We start from the raw sequence: 19,232 nt of genomic DNA on the forward strand, positions 1-19,232 counted from the left end.
CCCGAACCAGCGCTCAGTACGTCCCGATCTGCACCCGCGGCGCGCTGTCGTGCCACGTGCAGAACACCGACACCCGGTCCGCGCCCGAGGCGTACTCCACCCGGATCCAGGTCTCCGTCTTCCACACCTGCATCGACCAGCCCGAGGCCGGGGTCGCCGAGACGAGCGTCGCGTACGTCTTGTCGAGGGCGAAGACCGCCCGCCCGCCTTCGGTGTCGTAGCTCTTGACCTGGCCGGACGAGGCGCCGGACGAACTCGGAGAGGGACTGGCACCGGGAGTCTTGGAGGGCGTCGAGCTCGGCTCGGGGCTCTCCGATGCCTTGCTCGACGGGCTCTTCGACGGCTTGGCCCGCTCCGTCGAGGAGGCGAGCGGCTTCGACTCCTGCGTCGTGGCGTCGCCCGCCGTGATGGGCAGGGCGCGCGGCGGGTCGTAGGCCGTCCCCGCCATCACGGTGTGGACACCCCACCACGACAGCGTGACCGCCGCGCCCGTGGCGAGCGACCAAGCGAGTACGTGTACGAGTCCTCTGCGCATCGCGGCCATACTGCCTCACGACCGCCCCACGCGTCCCACGGGTGTCTCAGGCTTTGCGCACAGCCGGGTTGTTCGGCCGGGTTGCTCAGTCGGTTGTCCACAACCACCTCGTACGCACTCGTACCGAGTTATCCACAGGCACCGGAGCGGCTCGCCCGGATGGCGTACGGTCCTGCCCATGGCAAGTGTGCTCGTGGTCGAGGACGACCAGTTCGTACGCTCAGCCCTCATCCGGCATCTGACCGATGCCGCGCACACCGTGCGCAGCGTCGGCACCGCCCTTGAGGCGCTGCGCGAGGTCGCCCATTTCTCCTTCGACGTCGTGATCCTCGACCTCGGTCTGCCCGATCTGGACGGGGCCGAGGCGCTGAAGATGCTGCGCGGAATCACCGACGTCCCGGTGATCATCGCCACCGCACGCGACGACGAGGCCGAGATCGTCCGCTTGTTGAACGACGGCGCGGACGACTATCTGACCAAGCCGTTCTCGGTCGAGCACCTGTCGGCGCGGATGGCGGCCGTCCTGCGCCGCGCCCGGGTGCCCGCGGGGGACGCGCCTCCGTCGACGGTCATCAGGGTCGGCGGGCTCGCCATCGACCCGCTGCGCCGGCAGGCCGAACTGGACGGCGTACGGCTGGATCTCACCCGGCGTGAGTTCGACCTGCTCGCTTTCCTGGCCGGGCGGCCCGGTGTCGTCGTGGCACGCAAGGAACTGCTCGCCGAGGTGTGGCAGCAGTCGTACGGGGACGATCAGACCATTGACGTCCATCTGTCCTGGCTGCGGCGGAAGTTGGGTGAGACGGCGGCGCGGCCGCGTTATCTGCACACCCTGCGGGGTGTCGGTGTGAAGCTGGAGCCGCCGAGAGCGGAGCCGCCGCTATGAGGTGGGCACGGGGCGAGGGGTGGGCGCCATGAGGTGGGCGCTGGTCAAGGTGTGTGTGGCGGTGACCACGATGGTCGTGGTGGCCTTCGCGGTGCCGCTCGGGCTTGTCATCAAGGAGATGGCCAGAGACCGGGCGTTCTCGAACGCCGAGCGGGAGGCCGCGGCGATCGCGCCCGCGCTCTCCATCACCACCGACCGGGACCAGTTGGAGCGGGTCGTCGCGTCCGCGGGTTCGGACGAGGGCATGGCCGTGCACATACCGGCCGCCGACGGCGCGGCCGCGGTCGAGATCGGCAAGGAGCGCGCCGCCGACGAGGACATCGCCACGACCCGGAAGCTGGGTCGCGCCTCCACCACGGAGGTCCCCGGCGGCTCCACCCTGCTCCAGCCCGTCGCGCTGAGCTCCGGCGAGATCGCGGTCGTCGAGGTGTACGTCCCCGAGTCCGAGGTCAGCAACGGCATCGGCACGGCCTGGGCGGTGCTCGCCGCGGTCGGCGTCGCGCTCATCATCGGCTCCGTCGCGGTGGCCGACCGGCTGGGCGTACGGATGGTGCAGCCCGCGCAGCGACTGGTCGAGGGCGCGCACGAGTTGGGGGAGGGCAAGCTGGGGGCCCGGGTGCCCGAGGAGGGGCCGACCGAGCTGCGCCTCGCGGCGGTCGCGTTCAACTCGATGGCCGATCAGGTCGTACAACTGCTTGCGAACGAGCGGGAGTTGGCGGCCGATCTCTCCCATCGCCTCCGCACACCGCTGACCGTGCTGCGGCTCAACACGGCCTCGCTCGGCGACGGACCGGCCGCCGAGCAGACCCGGGCGGCCGTCGCGCAGTTGGAGCGTGAGGTCGACACCATCATCCGGACGGCCCGCGAGGCGAAGCCGCAGACGGCGGCGATAGCCGCCGTCGCCGGGTGCGACGCGTCCGAGGTCGTGCGCGAGCGGATGGACTTCTGGTCGGCGCTCGCGGAGGACGAGGGGCGCAAGGTGCGGGTTGCGGGTGTGGACCGGCCGGTACGAATACCGGTCGCCCGCGCCGACCTGGTGGCCTCCCTCGACGCGCTGCTCGGCAATGTCTTCCGGCACACCCCGGAGGGCACCGCCTTCGCGGTCGACGTGCACAACGGCGAGGACGCGGTGATCGTGCTGGTGTCCGACGCGGGTCCCGGGATCGTGGACCCGGAGGCGGCGATGGCGCGCGGCCGCGGGTCCGGGAGCGACGGCTCGACGGGGCTCGGCCTGGACATCGTGCGACGGCTCGCGGAGTCGACGGGCGGGGATGTGCGGATCGGATCGTCGGTGCTCGGGGGGACGGAGGTGCGGATCTGGATCCAGCTGGACGGGCGGGCGCCCGTTCGGCGGGGGCACCGGGGGTCCGTACGGCGGCGTCGGCGCGGGGTGGGTGTGGGCTGACGCCCGTCCCGGCCGACCGGGCGGGTCAGTCCGCCTGGGGGTGCGCCTGGACCTCTGCCTGGGCTTTCGCCTGCGCGGGGTGGGTGTGGGCTGACGCCCGTCCCGGCCGACCGGGCGGGTCAGTCCGCCTGGGGGTGCGCCTGGACCTCTGCCTGGGCTTCCGCCTGGTCCTGGAATCCGGCGAACATGTCGAGCAGACCCTGAGGGGCGTCGTCGCGGAAGCAGACGATGAGACTCTCGGCGGACTCTGTCGCGGCGGACTCGCTGCGCGGGAACATCACCTGCTCGTAGGCGGCGAGCGCGGCCTCGGTGTCGCCGGGGTGTGCCGCGAGGGCGGTGCCCAGTTCGGCTCCGTCGAGCATGGCGAGGTTGGCGCCCTCGCCGGCGAACGGTGACATCAGGTGGGCGGCGTCGCCGAGCAGGGTGACGCCGCGGACGCGGTCCCAGCGGTGGCCGACGGGCAGGGTGTGGATCCGGCGGGGGACCAGCGGGCCGTCGGCGTCGGCGATCAGCGCCCGCAGGCTCCTGTCCCAGTCGGGGAAGTGATCGAGGACGGCCGCCTTGGCCAGGCCGGTGTCGGTGAAGTCGATACCGTCGAGCCACTCCTCGGGGACCTTGAGCGCGGTGTAGACGTGCAGGCTGCCGTCGGTCTCGCGGTGGGCGAGGAAACCCTTGTCCGCGCCGAGGGCCATGAGCATGCCGCCGCCGACGACGGCGGCGCTGCCGGGGTGGCGGGTGTCGGCGTCGGGCAGGTCCGCCTCGACGAAGGACAGGCCGGAGTAGGCGGGAGTGGCGGCGGAGACCAGCGGGCGGATCCGGGACCAGGCTCCGTCGGCGCCGATCAGCAGGTCGGTCGTGAGGACGGAGCCGTCGGCGAGGGTGACCTCGTGGCGGCCGTCGCCGAGCGGGCGGGCGCCGGTGGCCTTCGTGCCCCAGCGGACGGTGCCCTCGGGGAGCGAGCCGAGCAGCAGGTCGCGCAGTTGGCCGCGCTCGACCTCGGGACGGCCGCCGTCGCCGTCGTCGTCCTGCTTCATACGGACGACGGCGTGCTTGTCGAGGATGCGCGTGGCCTCGCCGCCGGGGTGGATGAGGGTGCGGAACTCCTCGTAGAGGCCGGCGGCGTGCAGGGCCGCCTGCCCGGACTCCTCGTGGATGTCGAGCATGCCGCCCTGGGCGCGGGCTGCCGGGGAGGCGTCGAGGTCGTAGACGGCGGCTTCGATGCCGTTGACGTGCAGGACTCGGGCGAGGGTGAGGCCGCCGAGCCCGGCGCCGATGACGGTTACGGGGTGGTGAGTGGGCGTGGTGGTGGTCATGGTCGTGCTCCTTTGGGTCTAGGTGGGCGTGGGGGTGTGCAGGATGCCGTTGATCAGCATCTGGAAACCCCAGGTCATACGTGCTTTCGGGGCGCCTGACAGAAGCTCGTCGGCGAGCGAGGCGATGTGCGGGTGGGTGTCGCCGGAAGCGTTCTGAAGGGCGCGGGCGAGGGCGTCCCAGTCGTCCTGGGCTCCGACGGCCCGGTCCTGGACGGCGTGCTCGGCGGCGGTCGCGGTGGCGACCTGCAGCAGCAGGTCCACACCCCAGGCCGCCTGTCCGGGCGGCGCGCCGCCCTCGTCCAGCAGAGCCAGCAGCCTCTCGACGAGGTTCAGGTAGTGCTCTCCGCTGGGGCGGGCCACCAAAGCGGACTGGGCGAGGCCCCGGTGCTCGAACAGCACCTCGGTGTAGGAGGAGAGGACCTTCTCCAGGCGCTCGCGCCAGTCGCCCTCGTCGGCCGGGGGCGACTCGACGGTTCCCAGGAGCTCGTCCAGGACGGCCGCGTGCAGCTCCGCGGTGTTGCGGACGTACACGTACAGCGAGGCCGGGCCGGTGTCCAGCTCCTGCGCCAGCCGCCGCATGGTGACCTTCTGCAGGCCCTCGGCGCGCATGATCTCGACAGCGGTGGCGACGATGCCGTCCCGTGACAGGGCCGGCTTGGCCGGGCGTTCCCGGCGACTGTGGGGTGTATCGGGTGCCATACATCCACCATAACGAACATGTTCGTCACGAACAAGTTCCTAGCGAACATGTTCGTTGATGTTCCAGTGCTCGGCCCCCAAATTGGTCTCGACCTTTAACCGCCCCCGATGTCTCCCTTAAGCGCACCCTAAGATCGCCAACGGCCGTCCGGATGAAGCGTTTTGCCCGATTCCGGATCGCTAGCGTGCTGCCGCACCCCACCCCCGTGAACCGCGAAGGCAGGCACACGCGATGAGCAGTACGCACCGGCGCAGGATCAGTGCCAGGAACAAGGCGATAGGCGGCATCATCTCCGCGGCCCTGGTCGGCGGTGGCGCCGTCCTGCTCTCCGGGACCGCGCAGGCGGCCGGCGTCGGAGCCGCGTACACCAAGACCAGTGACTGGTCGACCGGCTACACCGCGCAGTACGTCATCACCAACGACAGCGACCAGACGAAGGGGGACTGGACGCTGGAGTTCGACCTGCCGTCCGGCGCCACGCTCAGCTCGCTGTGGAACGGCGACTCGACGGTGAGCGGGCAGCACGTCACCGTGCGGCCGCCGTCCTGGGACAAGGACGGCCTCGCGGCCGGTGAGACCGTCACCGTCGGGTTCGTCGTGAACGGTTCCGCGAACCCGACGGGCTGTCTCATCGACGGTGCCGACTGCTCGGTGGACAGCGGCGCGACGCCGGAGCCGAGCGGCCGGCCGACGGAGACGGCGACCCCGACGGCGACCCCGAGTGCCACGGCGACCGCGTCACCCACCGCGTCGGCAACGCCCACGCCGACCCCCACCCCCTCCGCCTCCGAGACCTCCGGCAGCGGCACCACCACCAGCGCAGGCTTCGCGCCCTACGTCGACACCTCGCTCTACCCCGCCTTCGACCTGCTCGCCGCCGCCACGGCCACCGGCGTGAAGGACTACAACCTCGCCTTCATCACGGACGGCGGCGGTTGCACACCCAAGTGGGGCGGTGTGACCGACCTCGGCAGTGACGGGGTGGCCTCGCAGATCGGTGCCCTGCGGGCGAAGGGCGGCGACGTCCGCGTCTCCTTCGGCGGGGCGTCCGGCTCGGAGCTGGCGACCACGTGCTCGTCGGCGGACGCGCTGGCGACGGCGTACGGCAAGGTCGTGGACGCGTACGACCTCACGAAGGTCGACTTCGACGTGGAGGGCGGTGCGCTGCCCGACACGGCCGCCAACACCCGCCGCGCCCAGGCCGTCGCGAAGCTCCAGCAGCAACACCCGTCGCTGGACGTGTCGTTCACGCTCCCGGTGATGCCCGAGGGCCTCACCCAGGACGGCGTGAACCTCCTGTCCAACGCCAAGTCGAACGGCGTCTCCATCGACACCGTCAACATCATGGCGATGGACTACGGCCCCGCGTACAGCGGTGACATGGGTACATACGCCGAGCAGGCCGCGACCGCGACACAGGCCCAGGTCAAGAGCGTCCTCGGGCTCTCCGACAGTGCCGCCTGGAAGGCCGTCGCCGTCACCCCGATGATCGGCGTCAACGACGTGACGACGGAGATCTTCAAGGTCGAGGACGCCACCCAGCTGGTCGCCTTCGCCAAGTCGAAGGGCCTCGGCTGGCTCTCGATGTGGTCCGCCACCCGCGACAAGCAGTGCGCGGGCGGTGCGAAGAACTTCGCCGACGCGACGTGCAGCTCGATCGTCCAGGACGCGAACGCGTTCTCGAAGGCCTTCGCCGCCAACAACTAGCCAATTGGCCTGTCCAGTCAGCCAGTCGGCCAGCCAGTCAGTCAGCCAATTCGCCAATCAGCCATCTCCGCACGGGGGCTACGCGCCCCGGCCGGACCTTCCCCCCCACCCGGCCGGGGCGCGCGGCGCGTTCCCGGGCATCTCGCGGCCCCCTCGCGGCCTACGCGATGGACGGATCCGTCTCGTCCCGCTCAGTCCACTTCACATCGGACATGACCGCCCGCGTCGCCCCGTCGCCGGCCCCGCGCAGCGCCCCCGTCACGGCCGAGGCCGCCGCGAGGGCGCACAGGAACCAGGCCGCCGCAGTGGGCAGGTCGTTGCCGAGAAGGAGTACGGGGAGGGCGAGGAGGGTGGCGAGCAGGGCCCCGCCGAACGTGGAGAGGTGAACCGGTGCGCGGAACTTGGCGGTTGACGGTACGCGTCGCGCGCTGCGGTCGGACGATGTCGTACGGAGGTCCTTGACCAGGTAGGCGCGGACCTCGTCCGGATCCGTGAGGCCCAGCAGCGCTTCGCCGCCGTCCGCGACGAACGCCGCGGGCAGCTCGTCGTCGATCAGCTTCCAGCGCTTGGGCAGGTAAAGCCACCCTTCCTGGCCGCCGAACCGTACGGCCGCTCGCGCCACGTCCGCGCGCGGCGCGGCCAGCCTGATCTCGTGCGCGCCCTCCCGCACGACGATCCAGTGCCAGTACGAGACGTCCACCGCGCCGGGCTTGTCGCCCCGTTCACTGAGCCGCATCCGCACGGGCTCTCCGGCCTGCACCCGCACCGCGTACACCTCGCCGTGTGCCGCGTCCTCGGCCAGCACCTTCAGCTTCAGCAGCCGCTGCTTCATGCTCGTCTGCTTGCGCGCGAAGAGCATCGCCTTCACCGTCACCACGATCAGGAGGAGCCCCACAAGGCCGAGGAACACACCTCCGCCGCCGGGCCCCTGCGCGAGCCGGTGCGCCGAGTACGGCGTCAGGGCCAGGAGAAGAAAACCGATGACTGTGCCCAAGTCCCACCTGGGCAGCGGGAGTCGGCCGGGCAGCGCGCTGCTGGACGCCGCTTCCGGTGCCGGTCCGAGTGCGGGCGCCGTACGGCACGCGAACGCCCAGCCGGCCGCGGCGACGGCCGCCAGCCCGAGCGCCGCGAGGATGTCGGTACGCGGGGCCGGTGCGTCGTGCCGCACGAAGACCAGTGCCAGGGCGACGGCGACACAGGCGAGTGCCGAGCCGCCGAGTACGCGGGTGGTGATGGTGGAACGTCTCACGGTGCTTCCCCCCAGGGAGCGGTTCGTCGGCGGCGCACAGGCGTGGCGCCGCCGACGAACTGGACTTGTGATCGCGGGGGTTGGTTGTACTCGGTTTCCTGTGAATCACGGGCCTGACCAGCCACGGGGTGCGGTGACCGACCGACCGACCCGGCGGAAGCCCGGCTACCCCTCAAGCCCCAAGGGGCGCGGCACTCCCCTCACCGTGCCGCGCCCCGCCCCCCCGTCTCCCCCTACTCGGTGGCCACCCCCGGCAGCACCCCCGTCCGCGCCGCCTCCCCGTACCACCGGGCACTCGACTTCGGCGTACGTTCCAGGGTCGCGTAGTCCACGTACACCGCTCCGAAGCGCTTGCCGTAGCCGTACGCCCACTCGAAGTTGTCCATCAGGGACCAGAGGTAGTAGCCGCGGACGTCCGCGCCGTCGGTGATGGCGCGGCGTACGGCGGCGAGGTGGCCGTGGAGGTACGCGATCCGCTCGGGGTCGTGGACCCGGCCGTCGGGGTCCGGCTTGTCGTCGTACGCGGCGCCGTTCTCGGTGATGTAGATCGGCAGGCCGGGAGCCTCGCGGACGTACCTCATGATCAGGTCGTGCAGGCCCGTCGGGTCGATCGTCCAGCCCATCTCCGTACGCTCGCCCGGCGTTTGGTGGAAGGCGACGTCGTCCGCGCCCGGCCAGGGGGAGTGCGAGCTCGCGCCGTGGCCGTCCGCTCGCGGGCCGTCCGTCACGTTCTCCGCCGCCGAAACCAGCGTCGGTGTGTAGTAGTTGAGGCCGAGCGCGTCCAAGGGCTGTTTGATCAGGGCGAGATCGCCGTCCAGGACGTACGACCAGTCCGTGACCGACGCCGTCGCCGCGAACAGGCTCTCCGGGTACGCCCCGTGCAGCATCGGACCGTGGAAGACCCCGTTGGCGAGGTCGTCGATGCGCCGCGCCGCCGACAGGTCGGCCGGGTTCTGCGAAACCGGCCTGACGACCGAGGAGTTGAGGCTCACCGCGACCGAGTTGCGGGCGGGCATCGCGGCGCGCAGGGCCGAAGTGCCCAGGCCGTGCGCCAGGTTCAGATGGTGCGCGGCACGCAGCGACGCCGCCGGGTCGGTGCGGCCGGGAGCGTGCACCCCGGAGCCGTACCCCAGAAAGGCGCTGCACCAGGGCTCGTTGAGGGTGATCCACTGCTCGACTCGGTCGCCGAGCGCCTCGCCCAGTATCTGCGCGTACTCCGCGAAACGCAGCGCCGTGTCGCGTTCGGGCCAGCCGCCCGCGTCCTCCAGCTCCTGCGGGAGGTCCCAGTGGTAGAGGGTGACGGCCGGTTTGATGCCGTGCGCGAGCAGCTCGTCCACCAGCCGGCGGTAGAAGTCCAGGCCGCGCTGGACCGCGGGGCCGCGGCCCGTCGGCTGCACCCGGGACCAGGAGACCGAGAAGCGGTACGCGGTCAGGCCGAGGTCCGCCATCAGGGCCACGTCGTCGCGGTAGCGGTGGTAGTGGTCCACGGCCACGTCACCGGTCTCGCCGCCCGCCGTCCTGCCCGGCGTATGGCTGAAGGTGTCCCAGATCGAGGGCGTGCGGCCGTCCTCCCGTACCGCCCCCTCGATCTGGTACGCGGAGGTCGCGGCGCCCCAGAGGAAGGCGGGAGGAAAGGTCACGGGCGTCACAGGCTCAGGCATGGAAGCGCTCCCATAGGGGGTCGTGGAGGCCGACGGTAAGAGGGGGGACGGGGACAAGGAGGATGGGGGCGAGGGGGGCCGAGGCGGCGGTGACCCGGCCCCCACACGGGCGTCAGCCCTTGACGGCGCCCTGCATGATGCCGCCCACGATCTGCTTGCCGAAGATCGCGAAGACGAGCAGCAGCGGCAGCGTGCCGAGCAGCGCGCCCGCCATGATCAGGGACTGGTCGGGGGTGAAGCCGCGGCCGAGGCCCGCGACCGCGACCTGCACGGTCGGGTTGCCCATCTGGGTCAGCACGAGGAACGGCCACAGGAAGTCGTTCCACGTCTGCACGAAGACGAGCATGCCGAGCACGGCCATCGCGGGGCGCGCCGCCGGGAACACCACGTGCCAGATCACCCGCCAGCTGCTCGCGCCGTCCACCCGGGCCGCCTCGATCAGCTCGTTCGGCAGCGCCTGGATCAGGTACTGCCGCATGAAGAAGACACCGAAGGCGCTCACGAGGGACGGGAAGATCACTGCCTGGAGCTGGTCGGACCAGTCGAGCTTGGCGACCATCATGTACAGCGGGATCACGCTGAGCTGGGGCGGAATCATCATGGTGCCGATGATGATCAGCATCATGGCGTTACGGCCCTTGAAGCGCAGCTTGGCGAAGGCGAACCCGGCGATCGTGGAGAGGACGACGACGGTGACCGCCGAAATCCCGGCCACGATCGTGGTGTTGAGCATCGCCTCGCCCAGATTGGCGTCCTTCCAGGCGAGTTCGAGCTTGTCGAACAGGCCCGAGCCGAACCAGAACGGCGGTGGCGTCTGCGCCAGCCGGTTGTTGTCGCGCGAGGCGGCGATCGCCGTCCACACCAGCGGGAACAGCGAGCCGATGGTGAACAGCACGAGCACGGCGTACGCGATCGGGCCGCCGTGCAACTGCCCGCCCGCACGGGCCGACTTGGGGCGCCGGGTGCGCTTGGGCGGTTCCTTCACAGGGTCGGTGGGGGGCGTCAGTGTCGTCGTCACGGCCTGTACTCCTAACTACTGGCGCGCAGCCGGCGCGAGATGACGTAGTTGACGATCCCGATCACGATGAGGATCAAGAACATGGTCCAGGCGATGGCGGAGGCCCGGCCCAGGTGCTGGTTGACCCAGCCCTGCTCGTACAGATAGAGGCCGAGCGTCTGGAACTGGTGCTGGGCGCCGCCGGACGCACCCTTGTTGGCGTCGAAGAGGAGCGGCTCGCCGAACACCTGGCTGGCGCCGATCGTCGAGACGACGACGGTGAACAGGATCGTCGGCCGCAGCGACGGCAGCGTGACGTGCAGGAACTGCTTCCAGCGCGAGGCTCCGTCGAGGGCCGCCGACTCGTAGAGGTCCTGCGGGATGGCCTGCATCGCCGCCAGATAGATCAGCGCGTTGTAGCCCGTCCAGCGCCAGATGATGATCGACGAAACGGCTATCTGCGAGGGCCACTTGTCGTTCTGCCAGTCGATGTTGTCGAACCCGACGGCGTTCAGCGCCCAGTTGATCATGCCGTAGTCGCGGCCGAAGAGCAGCACGAACACCAGCGAGGCGGCGGCGATCGACGTGGCGTACGGCGCGAGCATCGCGACCCGGTAGAAGGTCGAGCCGCGCAGCTTGTAGTTGAGGATGTGGGCGAGGCCCATCGCCATCATCAGCTGCGGGACGGTGGAGATGATCCCGATGGTCAGGGTGTTCTTCGCCGCGTTCCAGAAGAAGTCGTCGTCGAAGATCCGGGTGTAGTTGCGCAGGCCCACCCAGTCCATGTCGGTTGGCGCCGTCAGCTCCACCGCGTGCAGCGAGGCCCAGCCCGTGTAGATCAGCGGGAAGAGGCCGAAGGCGAGGAAGAGCAGGAAGAACGGGGAGACGAAGGCGTACGGGCTCCAGCGCATGTCCCGCTGCCATCGGCGGGAGAGCCGGGCCCGGCGTCGAACGTCCGCCTCAGCGGGCGTACTTGACGGGATCCGGTCGGCCGGGGCCGCGCCCCCCTCCTTCTCGGGGGGCGCGGCGGTGTCGTGCCGGGGGGACATACCGGTCACTTCTCCAGGTTGTTGTCGATGGTCTTCACGGCGTTCTTCCAGGCCTCTTCGGGAGACTTGCCCTGGGTCACGAGAACCACGCCGTTGTCGGTCAGACCCTGCTGGATGATCTGGTCCTTCGGGCCGATCGTCTGGACCGGGATGTTCTTGGCGGCCTCGGCGAAGATCGTGCCGATCGGCGCGGCACCCGTCATGTCGTTCTTCGCGGTTGTCACCTCGGTCGAGTCGTACGCCGCCGGGGTGCTCGGGAAGCTGCCCTGCACGCCGAACAGCTTGGCCTGCTGCTCGGGAGCGGTCAGCCAGGCGGCCAGCTTCGCGGCTTCTTCGGTGTTCTTGCCGGACTTGGGCACGGTCAGGAAGGAGCCGCCCCAGTTGCCGGACACGGGCGACTGGGCGACGTCCCACTTGCCGGCCGCTTCGGGCTTCGACTTGCCCTTGATGTAACCCAGCATCCACGGCGGGCAGGACATCGCTGCGAACTTGCTGTTGGCGATCGTCGTGTCCCAGGCGGGCTGGAACTGCGTCTGATTGCCGATCAGTCCGTCCTCGGCGGCCTGCGAGGTGAGGTCGAACGCGGCCTTCACGGCCGGGTTCGTCTTGTAGATGACCTCGCCTGCGGAGTCGTAGAACCGCTCGGTCTCACTGCTGAGGATCGCCTGGAGCAGACCGCCGGGGGAGTCCAGGAAGGTGGTGCCCTTGGCCTTCGCCTGGTACTGCTTGCCGACGTCGACGAACTTGTCCCAGCTGCCCGCCCACAGCTTGCCGACTTCCTCGCGGTCGGTGGGCAGACCGGCTGCCTTGAACAGGTCCGTGCGGTAGCAGATGGCCATCGGACCGATGTCGGTGCCGACCCCGATCGTCTGCCCGTCCTTGGTGGTGGCCTGCTTCCACTTCCAGTCGAGGTAGTCGCTCTCCTTGCCGTACTTCGACAGGTCGAGCAGCTTGGTCGCCTGGGTCTCGACGATCTCGGCGATGTTGCCGACTTCGACCATCTGGATGTCCTGGAGGCCGCTGTTGGTGGTGAGGTGGTTGACGAGCGCCGGGTAGTAGTTCTCGTTGCGCTCCACGACGGTCTGCTGGATGTCGATGTCCGGGTGGAGCTTCTCGTACTCCTTGTACAGGCCGGACTCCTCGAAGCCGGCGGTGCCGAAGAGGCCGAGCGTGATCTTGGTCTTGCCCTTGCCGCCGCCTTCCGACGACGAACCGGAGCTGTCCTTGCCGTCGTCGGCACAGCCGGCCAGCAGCCCGGTGCCCAGCGACGCGATCGTCGCGAGGACTACCACCTTGCGGGCGGTTCGGGTACGTGCTCGCATTGCGTCCTCCTGTTGCCCTGACGTGCCGACCCCCCGGCCAACTGCATTGTTGGGCCCGTTAGTTCACGCTGCGGCTCGGGCGGGGAACGTGCGGGATGTGTATGTGTCAGGTACCGTGGGAGCGCTCCCACAAGTGATGTGTTGAAGAGTCGTCGGTTCGCGCGGGGGTGTCAAGGGAGCGGACGCGGAGAGATGCGTTCAGTTATCGGGCCGTTAGCTAACTGCGAGAGGCGGTACGAACTCGGGTCAGGACGGAGGCTTTTCGGTCCGTCGCGGGGGCCGAGGGCGCGGCCTCCGGTGCGGGCGGCGCTCGGGCCGGGCTCGAGTTCACGAACAGGGCTGTTAGATTCCAGGCCAGTCGCGGAGTGATCCGCGGTGTGACGGGAGGCGACCATGGCAGGCCACGGAGCGCGGGGCCGGAGCGGCGGGCGGCCGACCCTTGAGGAGGTCGCCGCGCGGGCCGGAGTGGGCCGCGGGACGGTGTCCCGGGTGATCAACGGTTCCCCGCGGGTCAGCGACGCGACCCGCGCCGCCGTCGAGGCCGCGGTCGCGGAACTCGGCTATGTCCCGAACACGGCGGCCCGTGCCCTCGCGGCCAACCGAACCGACGCGATCGCCCTTGTCGTCCCCGAACCCGAGACCCGCTTCTTCGCGGAACCGTACTTCTCGGACATGCTGCGGGGGGTCGGCGCGGCGCTGTCCGACACCGAGATGCAGCTGCTGCTGATCTTCGCGGGCAGCGATCGTGAGCGCCAGCGACTGGCCCAGTACCTGGCCGCGCACCGCGTGGACGGCGTCCTGCTGGTCTCGGTCCACGCGGACGACCCGCTCCCCGATCTCCTCTCCCAGCTGGAGATCCCGGCGGTCATCAGCGGCCGCCGCTCGGCGGGCGAGACGCTGCCGTCCGTGGACTCCGACAACTACGGCGGAGGCCGCGCGGCCGTCGAGCACCTGATCGCCCAGGGCCGCCGCACCATAGTCCACCTGGCGGGCCGCCTCGACGTCTTCGGCGCCCAGCGCCGCGTCGACGGCTACCGCGAGGGCCTGCGCGAGGCGGGCCGGGAGCCCGACGACCGGCTGATCGTCCCCGGCGACTTCACCGAGGAGGGCGGCCGCCGTGCGATGACGGAACTCCTGGACCGCTGCCCCTCCCTCGACGCGGTCTTCGCCGGCTCCGACGTCATGGCGGCCGGCGCCCGCCAGGTCCTGCGCGAGGCGGGCCGCCGTATACCCGAAGACGTGGCCCTCGTCGGCTACGACGACTCCGCCATCGCCCGCCACATGGACCCCCCGCTCACCAGCGTGCGTCAGCCGATCGAGCTGATGGGCCGCGCGATGATCGACCTCCTCCTGGACGAGATCGCGGACCGCCGTCCGGCGGTGTCGCGCGGCCTGGAGAGACGGCAGGTCGTGCTGCCCACGGAGCTGGTGGCCCGGGCGTCTTCGTGAGGCGCCCCCTCGGTCAGGCCGGCAGGGACGCGAGCCAGGTGGTCAGCAGCCGGTTGGTCTCCTCAGGGCGTTCCTGTTGGACCCAGTGGCCGCAGGCGTCGAGGATGTGCGAGGCGGTCAGGCCGGGCAGGGTGACGGGGAACGCCTTGATGGCGTCGGCCATCCAGGTGGTGGAGGCGTCCAGGCCGCCGCCGATGAACAGCGAGGGCTGAGTGACGGGGGCACCCTCGAAGGCGGCCAGATCCTCCCAGTCGCGGTCCATGTTCCGGTAGCGGCCCAGTGCCCCGCTCATCCCGGTCCGCTCGAACTCCCCGGCGTAGACATCGAGTTCGCGCTCGCCGAGCCAGCCCGGGAGCCGTCCGGCGGGGAACCGTTCGCGCAGCGTCCCGCCGGGGCTCAGGAAGTGCGGGTCGGGAGCGCCGGGCGCGGGCATGGTGTCGGCGGACAGGGCGGCGTAGAAACCGGCCAGCCAGCCCCGGACGTCGGGCTCGATCTCCCGCTCCGCCCGTCCGGGCTCCTGGAAGTAGGAGACGTAGAACTCCTCGTCCCCGCCCATCCGCGCGAAGACCTCGCTGGGCTTGGGGCCGCCGGGCGGGGCGTAGGGCACGCTCAGCAGCCCGACCGCGCGGAACACATCGGGCCGGACCAGGCCCGAGACGGCGGCGATCGTCGCACCCCAGTCGTGCCCGACGAGCACGGCGGTCTCCTCGCCCAGCGCCCGCACCACGGCGACGTTGTCCTCCACCAGGTCGAGCATCCGGTACGCGCTCACCGCCTCGGGCCTGGAGGAGCGCCCGTAGCCGCGGACATCGATGGCGGCCACCCGGTAGCCGGCCGCGGCCAGCACCGGCAGCTGGTGGCGCCACGAGTACCAGGACTCGGGGAATCCGTGCACGAGCAGGACCAGCGGGCCGGTGCCCTCCTCCACCAGGTGGATCCGTCCGGCGGGCGAAGACACCAGACGGTGCGTGCGCTCTGCTGCGTGGGTCTGCGGCATGGGGTTCCTCCCGGGTCACTCCGCGTCTACCTGCTGCCAACGGCCGCACCGGCGCAACACACCGGACAACGGCACACCGCCGATCCTGCGGCGCCCGACACGACCGACGCGAAGCCTGTTGCCGGTTCGGCAACAGCGCCGGGGGCGACCGCCCCGGAGGTGCGCCGTCGGACACCCCGGCGCAGGCTGGACAGTGACCGTTGACCCCTCATCCAGCAGACCTGGGGGCCTCATGCCGTACGGATCTCCAGGGTCGGGATGGGGTGCTCCGCCGCCCCCACAGCCGCCGAAGAGGAACACCGGGAAGATCGTCGGCTTCGGCTGCCTCGGTGTCTTCCTGCTGTTCGTGGTCCTCGGCGTGATCGGCCTCGTGTTCGGCAGCGGGGACGACTCGTCGAAGGACAGCGGCGCGGTGGTCGAGGAGTCGACGGCGAAGGCGAGCCCCAAGGAGACGTCCGGCCCTGAGGGAGACGTGAAGATCACGAAGTGCGAGGTGGACTCCACGACATCCTGGCCGGCCGCCGAACTGCTGATCACGAACCGCAGCTCGAAGGAGTCGACCTATTTCATCGACGTCGAGTTCGTGGACAACTCGGGGAAGCGGCTGGGCGAGGCGTCCGCAGGGACGAGCAACTTGGCGCCGGGGCAGAAGGCGGAGGAGACCGCGCAGGGCCTGAACGAGATCTCGGTGAAGATCGAGTGCAAGGTGACCGAGGTGACGCGGTGGGCTTCATAAGCCATAGGTCGTAGATCGTCATGGACCGTCGTCGGGAAACGAATCAAGGCCCGACCCGCTTTCGCGGGTCGAGCCTTGATCATTCAGGGTGAGTGACGGGACTTGAACCCGCGGCATCCTGGACCACAACCAGGTGCTCTACCAGCTGAGCTACACCCACCATGTCCGGTCTTGAGTTTCTCCGACCGGCCGAGAAAAAGTGTACAGGGTCCGAAGGGGTGCTCGCGCACCGCTTTTTCGGGGGCCCAGCAGGGCCCCGTCAAAGGCGTGTCCGGTGCTATTCGGTGGGCAGGACGTGCTTCGCGGCGATGGTGCGGGCGGTCTCCGAGTCGGGTCCCGGCTGCGGGACGAAGATCGCCTCGCGGTAGTAGCGGAGCTCGGCGATGGACTCGCGGATGTCGGCCAGGGCGCGGTGGTTGCCGTTCTTGTCCGGGCTGTTGAAGTACGCCCGGGGGTACCAGCGGCGGGCCAGCTCCTTGATGGAGGAGACGTCCACGATGCGGTAGTGGAGGTACTCCTCCAGGGTCGACATGTCACGGAGGAGGAAACCCCGGTCCGTGCCCACCGAGTTTCCGCACAGCGGGGCCTTGCCCGGCTCCTTGACGTGCTCGCGTACGTAGGCGAGGACCTGCGCCTCGGCGTCCGCCAGGGTCGTACCCTCGGCCAGCTCGGAGAGGAGGCCGGATTTCGTGTGCATCGTGCGCACCACGTCCGGCATCGTCTCCAGCGCCGCGTCCGGCGGGCGGATCACGATGTCCACTCCGTCACCGAGTACGTTCAGCTCAGAGTCGGTGACCAGCGCGGCCACCTCGATGAGCGCGTCATCCGACAGCGAGAGACCGGTCATCTCGCAGTCGATCCACACCATGCGATCGTTCATGTGCCTCACCCTACGGCCCACTACGCCCAGGTGAACCGCCCGTGCGTGCCACCGGGCGGGGACCCGAGGGCCCCCGCCCGGTGAGAACGGCGGGATTGGTGCGAATGACGCGACCTGCGGGGACTACGGGGCGCTGCGTTGCCCCGGCAGGCTCGGCCGTCCCGCCGCGTACAGCTCAGCGCCCGCCCTGCCCGGGTCCGTCGACATCGACGTGGACTGCCCGACGATGCCCGCGGCCGCCGTACGCCGGGTCTGCGGCGGAACCGGGTTCTCCTGGTGGATGGCCGGTGGCGGTCCCGCCGGACCCGCGGCGCCGTCCGAGTCCGAGGACGGCCGGTCGGCGGACTGCGGACGACGGGCCCGGTACGCGGCCCGGTACGCGGCCGGCGACGAGCCGAGCTGGCGCCGGAAATGACCCCGGAGCGCGACCGGCGAACGGAAGCCGCAGCGGCCCGCGACCTCGTCGACCGAGTAGTCCGACGTCTCCAGAAGACGCTGCGCCTGGAGCACCCGCTGCGTGATCAGCCACTGCAGGGGAGCGCTCCCGGTGAGCGACCGGAAACGGCGGTCGAAGGTCCGCCGGCTCATGTACGCGCGAGCCGCCAGCGTCTCCACGTCGAACTGCTCGTGGAGATGCTCCAGCGCCCAGGCGACGACCTCCGCGAGGGGGTCGGCGCCGATCTCCTCAGGTAAAGACCTGTCGAGATAGCGCTCCTGACCGCCGCTGCGGCGCGGCGGGACCACCAGACGACGGGCCAGCGCGCCGGCCGCCTCGTTGCCGTGGTCCGTCCGCACGATGTGGAGGCACAGATCGATTCCGGCCGCCGTACCCGCCGAAGTCAGTACGTCTCCGTCGTCCACGAAGAGTTCTCGTGGGTCGACATGGACGGACGGGTAGCGCTTCGCCAGCGTCGGCGCGTACATCCAGTGGGTGGTCGCTGGACGGCCGTCCAGCAGACCCGCCGCGGCCAGCACGAAGGCGCCGGTGCACAGCCCGACTATGCGGGCGCCTTCCTCGTGCGCCCGGCGCAGTGCGTCGAGCGCCTCCTCCGGCGGCGGCGAGGTGATCGACCGCCAGGCGGGCACGACCACCGTGCCTGCCCGCGAGATCGCTTCCAGGCCATGTGGCGCGGTGAGTTCCAGGCCCCCTGTGGTCCGCAGCGGGCCTTCCTCGCCCGCGCTCACCAAGAGGCGATATCGCGGTACGCCGGCGTCCTGGCGGTCAATCCCGAACACCGACAGCGGTATGGAACTCTCGAAGATGGGGCCGCCGCTGAACAGCAGCACCGCGACGATCTCCTTGCGGCGTCGCCCGGAAAGTTTCCGGGCCGCGGCTTCCGGCGCGGCAGTGGAGTCGTGGCTCATACTGCTAAGCCCCCCTCGGTGGTCGCGGCTCCTCGGTTGTGTCGCTCCTGCACGTTTCCCCTCGGTCCTGCACGAGTCCCCCGCCGTAAGACGTCAAGATCGAATCTACTGTGTCCCATGGCGCCAAGGTGACCAGTTCGGCACTCGGTGGAATGTCGACATGGCAACTTGGCGTGAAGCATTCGATCACGAAGCGTTGCACTCACGGGCCTTACAGGGAAGTGCGCCTCGTGGCAGTGGCCAATCCACGTAGGGTGCGCGCGCCCTCTGCGGCCCTTTCAGCGCAGGTCGAACGGGGGTTGGGGGGTCGTTCGACCAAGGAATGCGCCATACGCAGAAGTTGGCTGAAAAGAAGCGGGCGCGTGCGCGTAAACCGGTCAGTCGACCGGCTTGTTTCCTCCGCCGTGCCGACCGCCTCTGCGCGCCCCCACGCCATTCCTGCCGTGCGGGCCGCTCGCGCATTCCGCTTCGCGTGAGGCCGGTACCCCGTACGAGCCCCCGTACGGGCCCGGCACCCCGCGCGACGCCGGCACCCCTTGCGCTCCGCTCGCGCCGTGCCGTCCGCGGGCCGGAGCGCGCTCCTCGGCGAGCAACTGCGCCGCACCCCGCTCGGACTGCCTCAGCAGCACCCGGCAGGCCGCGGTCACGGCCGCCAGGCCAAGGGCCGTACCGGCCGCGCCGGCGAGTGAGGTGCCGTACCAGACGAGGACCACGGGGACCAGCACGCAGCTGAAGGCCGCCCAGCGCACCACATCGCTCGCCGTGTCCGGGACGGGGGGTGCCGCGGTGTGTGCCCGGGGGGCGGGGCGGGACACGGTCTCGGGTCCGGGCACGGTGTGCTCCCTCGTACGTACCTAGTACTCCATTGCTCCCCCTGGCGGCGGCTGAACAGTTCAACGCGTGCTCGACCGGCAGGTCACTGTGCGGCATGCCTGGGTGAACCCTGTGCAAACCGCCTGTACGGGGCAGCAACCATTGCGTTAC

At 70.3% G+C, this 19,232-nt stretch carries 17 protein-coding genes and 1 tRNA gene; 5 read left to right on the top strand and 13 right to left on the bottom strand.

The genetic code is table 11. From position 1 onward, the window contains the following. Positions 1–13: 13 nt before the first annotated feature. Positions 14–535, bottom strand: coding sequence for a hypothetical protein (locus OG266_RS28120; protein ID WP_371548963.1), 522 nt, complete (start codon positions 533–535; stop codon positions 14–16). 178 nt (positions 536–713) lie between these two features. On the opposite strand from OG266_RS28120, the gene OG266_RS28125 reads away from it, so the two are divergent. Next, complete coding sequence (locus OG266_RS28125) at positions 714–1,418, top strand: response regulator transcription factor (protein ID WP_266461427.1); 705 nt, start codon at positions 714–716, stop codon at positions 1,416–1,418. Positions 1,419–1,446: 28 nt separating this feature from the next. Continuing rightward, complete coding sequence (locus tag OG266_RS28130; protein WP_266461430.1) at positions 1,447–2,823, top strand: HAMP domain-containing sensor histidine kinase; 1,377 nt, start codon at positions 1,447–1,449, stop codon at positions 2,821–2,823. A gap of 119 nt (positions 2,824–2,942) precedes the next feature. Here the strand turns inward: OG266_RS28130 and OG266_RS28135 are convergent, their stop codons facing one another. Together OG266_RS28135 and OG266_RS28140 are read right to left on the bottom strand one after the other, a co-directional pair. Beyond that, complete coding sequence (locus OG266_RS28135) at positions 2,943–4,136, bottom strand: FAD-dependent oxidoreductase (protein WP_371548964.1); 1,194 nt, start codon at positions 4,134–4,136, stop codon at positions 2,943–2,945. Positions 4,137–4,154: 18 nt separating this feature from the next. Beyond that, positions 4,155–4,835 carry a TetR/AcrR family transcriptional regulator gene (locus OG266_RS28140; protein ID WP_266461435.1) on the bottom strand — a complete coding sequence of 227 codons (681 nt, stop codon included), beginning with the start codon at positions 4,833–4,835 and terminating at the stop codon, positions 4,155–4,157. 232 nt (positions 4,836–5,067) lie between these two features. On the opposite strand from OG266_RS28140, the gene OG266_RS28145 reads away from it, so the two are divergent. Next, positions 5,068–6,543: a cellulose binding domain-containing protein gene (locus tag OG266_RS28145; RefSeq protein ID WP_371548965.1), complete on the top strand. Its 1,476-nt coding sequence runs from the start codon at positions 5,068–5,070 to the stop codon at positions 6,541–6,543. Positions 6,544–6,703: 160 nt separating this feature from the next. Here the strand turns inward: OG266_RS28145 and OG266_RS28150 are convergent, their stop codons facing one another. The 5 genes from OG266_RS28150 to OG266_RS28170 all read right to left on the bottom strand — a co-directional run bounded on the left by OG266_RS28150 (position 6,704) and on the right by OG266_RS28170 (position 12,821). Continuing rightward, positions 6,704–7,792, bottom strand: a complete 1,089-nt coding sequence (locus OG266_RS28150; protein ID WP_371548966.1) for a hypothetical protein — start codon at positions 7,790–7,792, stop codon at positions 6,704–6,706. 233 nt (positions 7,793–8,025) lie between these two features. Beyond that, positions 8,026–9,453 carry a GH1 family beta-glucosidase gene (locus OG266_RS28155; protein ID WP_371548967.1) on the bottom strand — a complete coding sequence of 476 codons (1,428 nt, stop codon included), beginning with the start codon at positions 9,451–9,453 and terminating at the stop codon, positions 8,026–8,028. Between the two features lie 112 nt (positions 9,454–9,565). Further along, positions 9,566–10,471, bottom strand: a complete 906-nt coding sequence (locus OG266_RS28160) for a carbohydrate ABC transporter permease (protein WP_266461445.1) — start codon at positions 10,469–10,471, stop codon at positions 9,566–9,568. 11 nt (positions 10,472–10,482) lie between these two features. Continuing rightward, positions 10,483–11,499: a carbohydrate ABC transporter permease gene (locus tag OG266_RS28165; RefSeq protein WP_266464214.1), complete on the bottom strand. Its 1,017-nt coding sequence runs from the start codon at positions 11,497–11,499 to the stop codon at positions 10,483–10,485. A gap of 5 nt (positions 11,500–11,504) precedes the next feature. Further along, complete coding sequence (locus OG266_RS28170) at positions 11,505–12,821, bottom strand: ABC transporter substrate-binding protein (protein WP_266461448.1); 1,317 nt, start codon at positions 12,819–12,821, stop codon at positions 11,505–11,507. A 393-nt stretch (positions 12,822–13,214) separates the two neighbouring features. On the opposite strand from OG266_RS28170, the gene OG266_RS28175 reads away from it, so the two are divergent. Further along, positions 13,215–14,270 (top strand): LacI family DNA-binding transcriptional regulator, encoded by a 1,056-nt coding sequence (locus OG266_RS28175; RefSeq protein ID WP_266461451.1) that lies wholly within the window; start codon positions 13,215–13,217, stop codon positions 14,268–14,270. Between the two features lie 13 nt (positions 14,271–14,283). On the opposite strand, the gene OG266_RS28180 is transcribed toward OG266_RS28175, so the two are convergent. Further along, entirely contained in the window at positions 14,284–15,267 is a 984-nt protein-coding gene (locus OG266_RS28180) for an alpha/beta hydrolase (RefSeq protein ID WP_371548968.1), read from the bottom strand. A 232-nt stretch (positions 15,268–15,499) separates the two neighbouring features. On the opposite strand from OG266_RS28180, the gene OG266_RS28185 reads away from it, so the two are divergent. Then, entirely contained in the window at positions 15,500–16,003 is a 504-nt protein-coding gene (locus tag OG266_RS28185; protein WP_266461460.1) for an FxLYD domain-containing protein, read from the top strand. A gap of 87 nt (positions 16,004–16,090) precedes the next feature. Here OG266_RS28185 and OG266_RS28190 read toward each other — a convergent pair. The 4 genes from OG266_RS28190 to OG266_RS28205 form a co-directional block, all read right to left on the bottom strand. Next, positions 16,091–16,163, bottom strand: a tRNA-His gene (locus OG266_RS28190). A 117-nt stretch (positions 16,164–16,280) separates the two neighbouring features. Further along, positions 16,281–16,883: an oligoribonuclease gene (gene orn, locus OG266_RS28195; protein ID WP_266461705.1), complete on the bottom strand. Its 603-nt coding sequence runs from the start codon at positions 16,881–16,883 to the stop codon at positions 16,281–16,283. 123 nt (positions 16,884–17,006) lie between these two features. After that, positions 17,007–18,248 carry a helix-turn-helix domain-containing protein gene (locus tag OG266_RS28200; protein WP_266461709.1) on the bottom strand — a complete coding sequence of 414 codons (1,242 nt, stop codon included), beginning with the start codon at positions 18,246–18,248 and terminating at the stop codon, positions 17,007–17,009. Between the two features lie 377 nt (positions 18,249–18,625). Continuing rightward, positions 18,626–19,081 carry a hypothetical protein gene (locus OG266_RS28205; protein ID WP_371548969.1) on the bottom strand — a complete coding sequence of 152 codons (456 nt, stop codon included), beginning with the start codon at positions 19,079–19,081 and terminating at the stop codon, positions 18,626–18,628. Between the last annotated feature and the right edge of the window lie 151 nt (positions 19,082–19,232).

This window comes from Streptomyces sp. NBC_00554 (genome assembly GCF_041431135.1).
Taxonomy (GTDB): Bacteria; Actinomycetota; Actinomycetes; order Streptomycetales; family Streptomycetaceae; genus Streptomyces.

Coding starts and splice junctions, on each gene's coding strand:
- OG266_RS28120 (WP_371548963.1), bottom strand. CDS start 535: ATGCGCAGAGGACTCGTACACGTACTCGCTTGGTCGCTCGCCACGGGC.
- OG266_RS28125 (WP_266461427.1), top strand. CDS start 714: ATGGCAAGTGTGCTCGTGGTCGAGGACGACCAGTTCGTACGCTCAGCC.
- OG266_RS28130 (WP_266461430.1), top strand. CDS start 1,447: ATGAGGTGGGCGCTGGTCAAGGTGTGTGTGGCGGTGACCACGATGGTC.
- OG266_RS28135 (WP_371548964.1), bottom strand. CDS start 4,136: ATGACCACCACCACGCCCACTCACCACCCCGTAACCGTCATCGGCGCC.
- OG266_RS28140 (WP_266461435.1), bottom strand. CDS start 4,835: ATGGCACCCGATACACCCCACAGTCGCCGGGAACGCCCGGCCAAGCCG.
- OG266_RS28145 (WP_371548965.1), top strand. CDS start 5,068: ATGAGCAGTACGCACCGGCGCAGGATCAGTGCCAGGAACAAGGCGATA.
- OG266_RS28155 (WP_371548967.1), bottom strand. CDS start 9,453: ATGCCTGAGCCTGTGACGCCCGTGACCTTTCCTCCCGCCTTCCTCTGG.
- OG266_RS28165 (WP_266464214.1), bottom strand. CDS start 11,499: ATGTCCCCCCGGCACGACACCGCCGCGCCCCCCGAGAAGGAGGGGGGC.
- OG266_RS28170 (WP_266461448.1), bottom strand. CDS start 12,821: ATGCGAGCACGTACCCGAACCGCCCGCAAGGTGGTAGTCCTCGCGACG.
- OG266_RS28175 (WP_266461451.1), top strand. CDS start 13,215: ATGGCAGGCCACGGAGCGCGGGGCCGGAGCGGCGGGCGGCCGACCCTT.
- OG266_RS28180 (WP_371548968.1), bottom strand. CDS start 15,267: ATGCCGCAGACCCACGCAGCAGAGCGCACGCACCGTCTGGTGTCTTCG.
- OG266_RS28185 (WP_266461460.1), top strand. CDS start 15,500: ATGCCGTACGGATCTCCAGGGTCGGGATGGGGTGCTCCGCCGCCCCCA.
- orn (WP_266461705.1), bottom strand. CDS start 16,883: ATGAACGATCGCATGGTGTGGATCGACTGCGAGATGACCGGTCTCTCG.
- OG266_RS28200 (WP_266461709.1), bottom strand. CDS start 18,248: ATGAGCCACGACTCCACTGCCGCGCCGGAAGCCGCGGCCCGGAAACTT.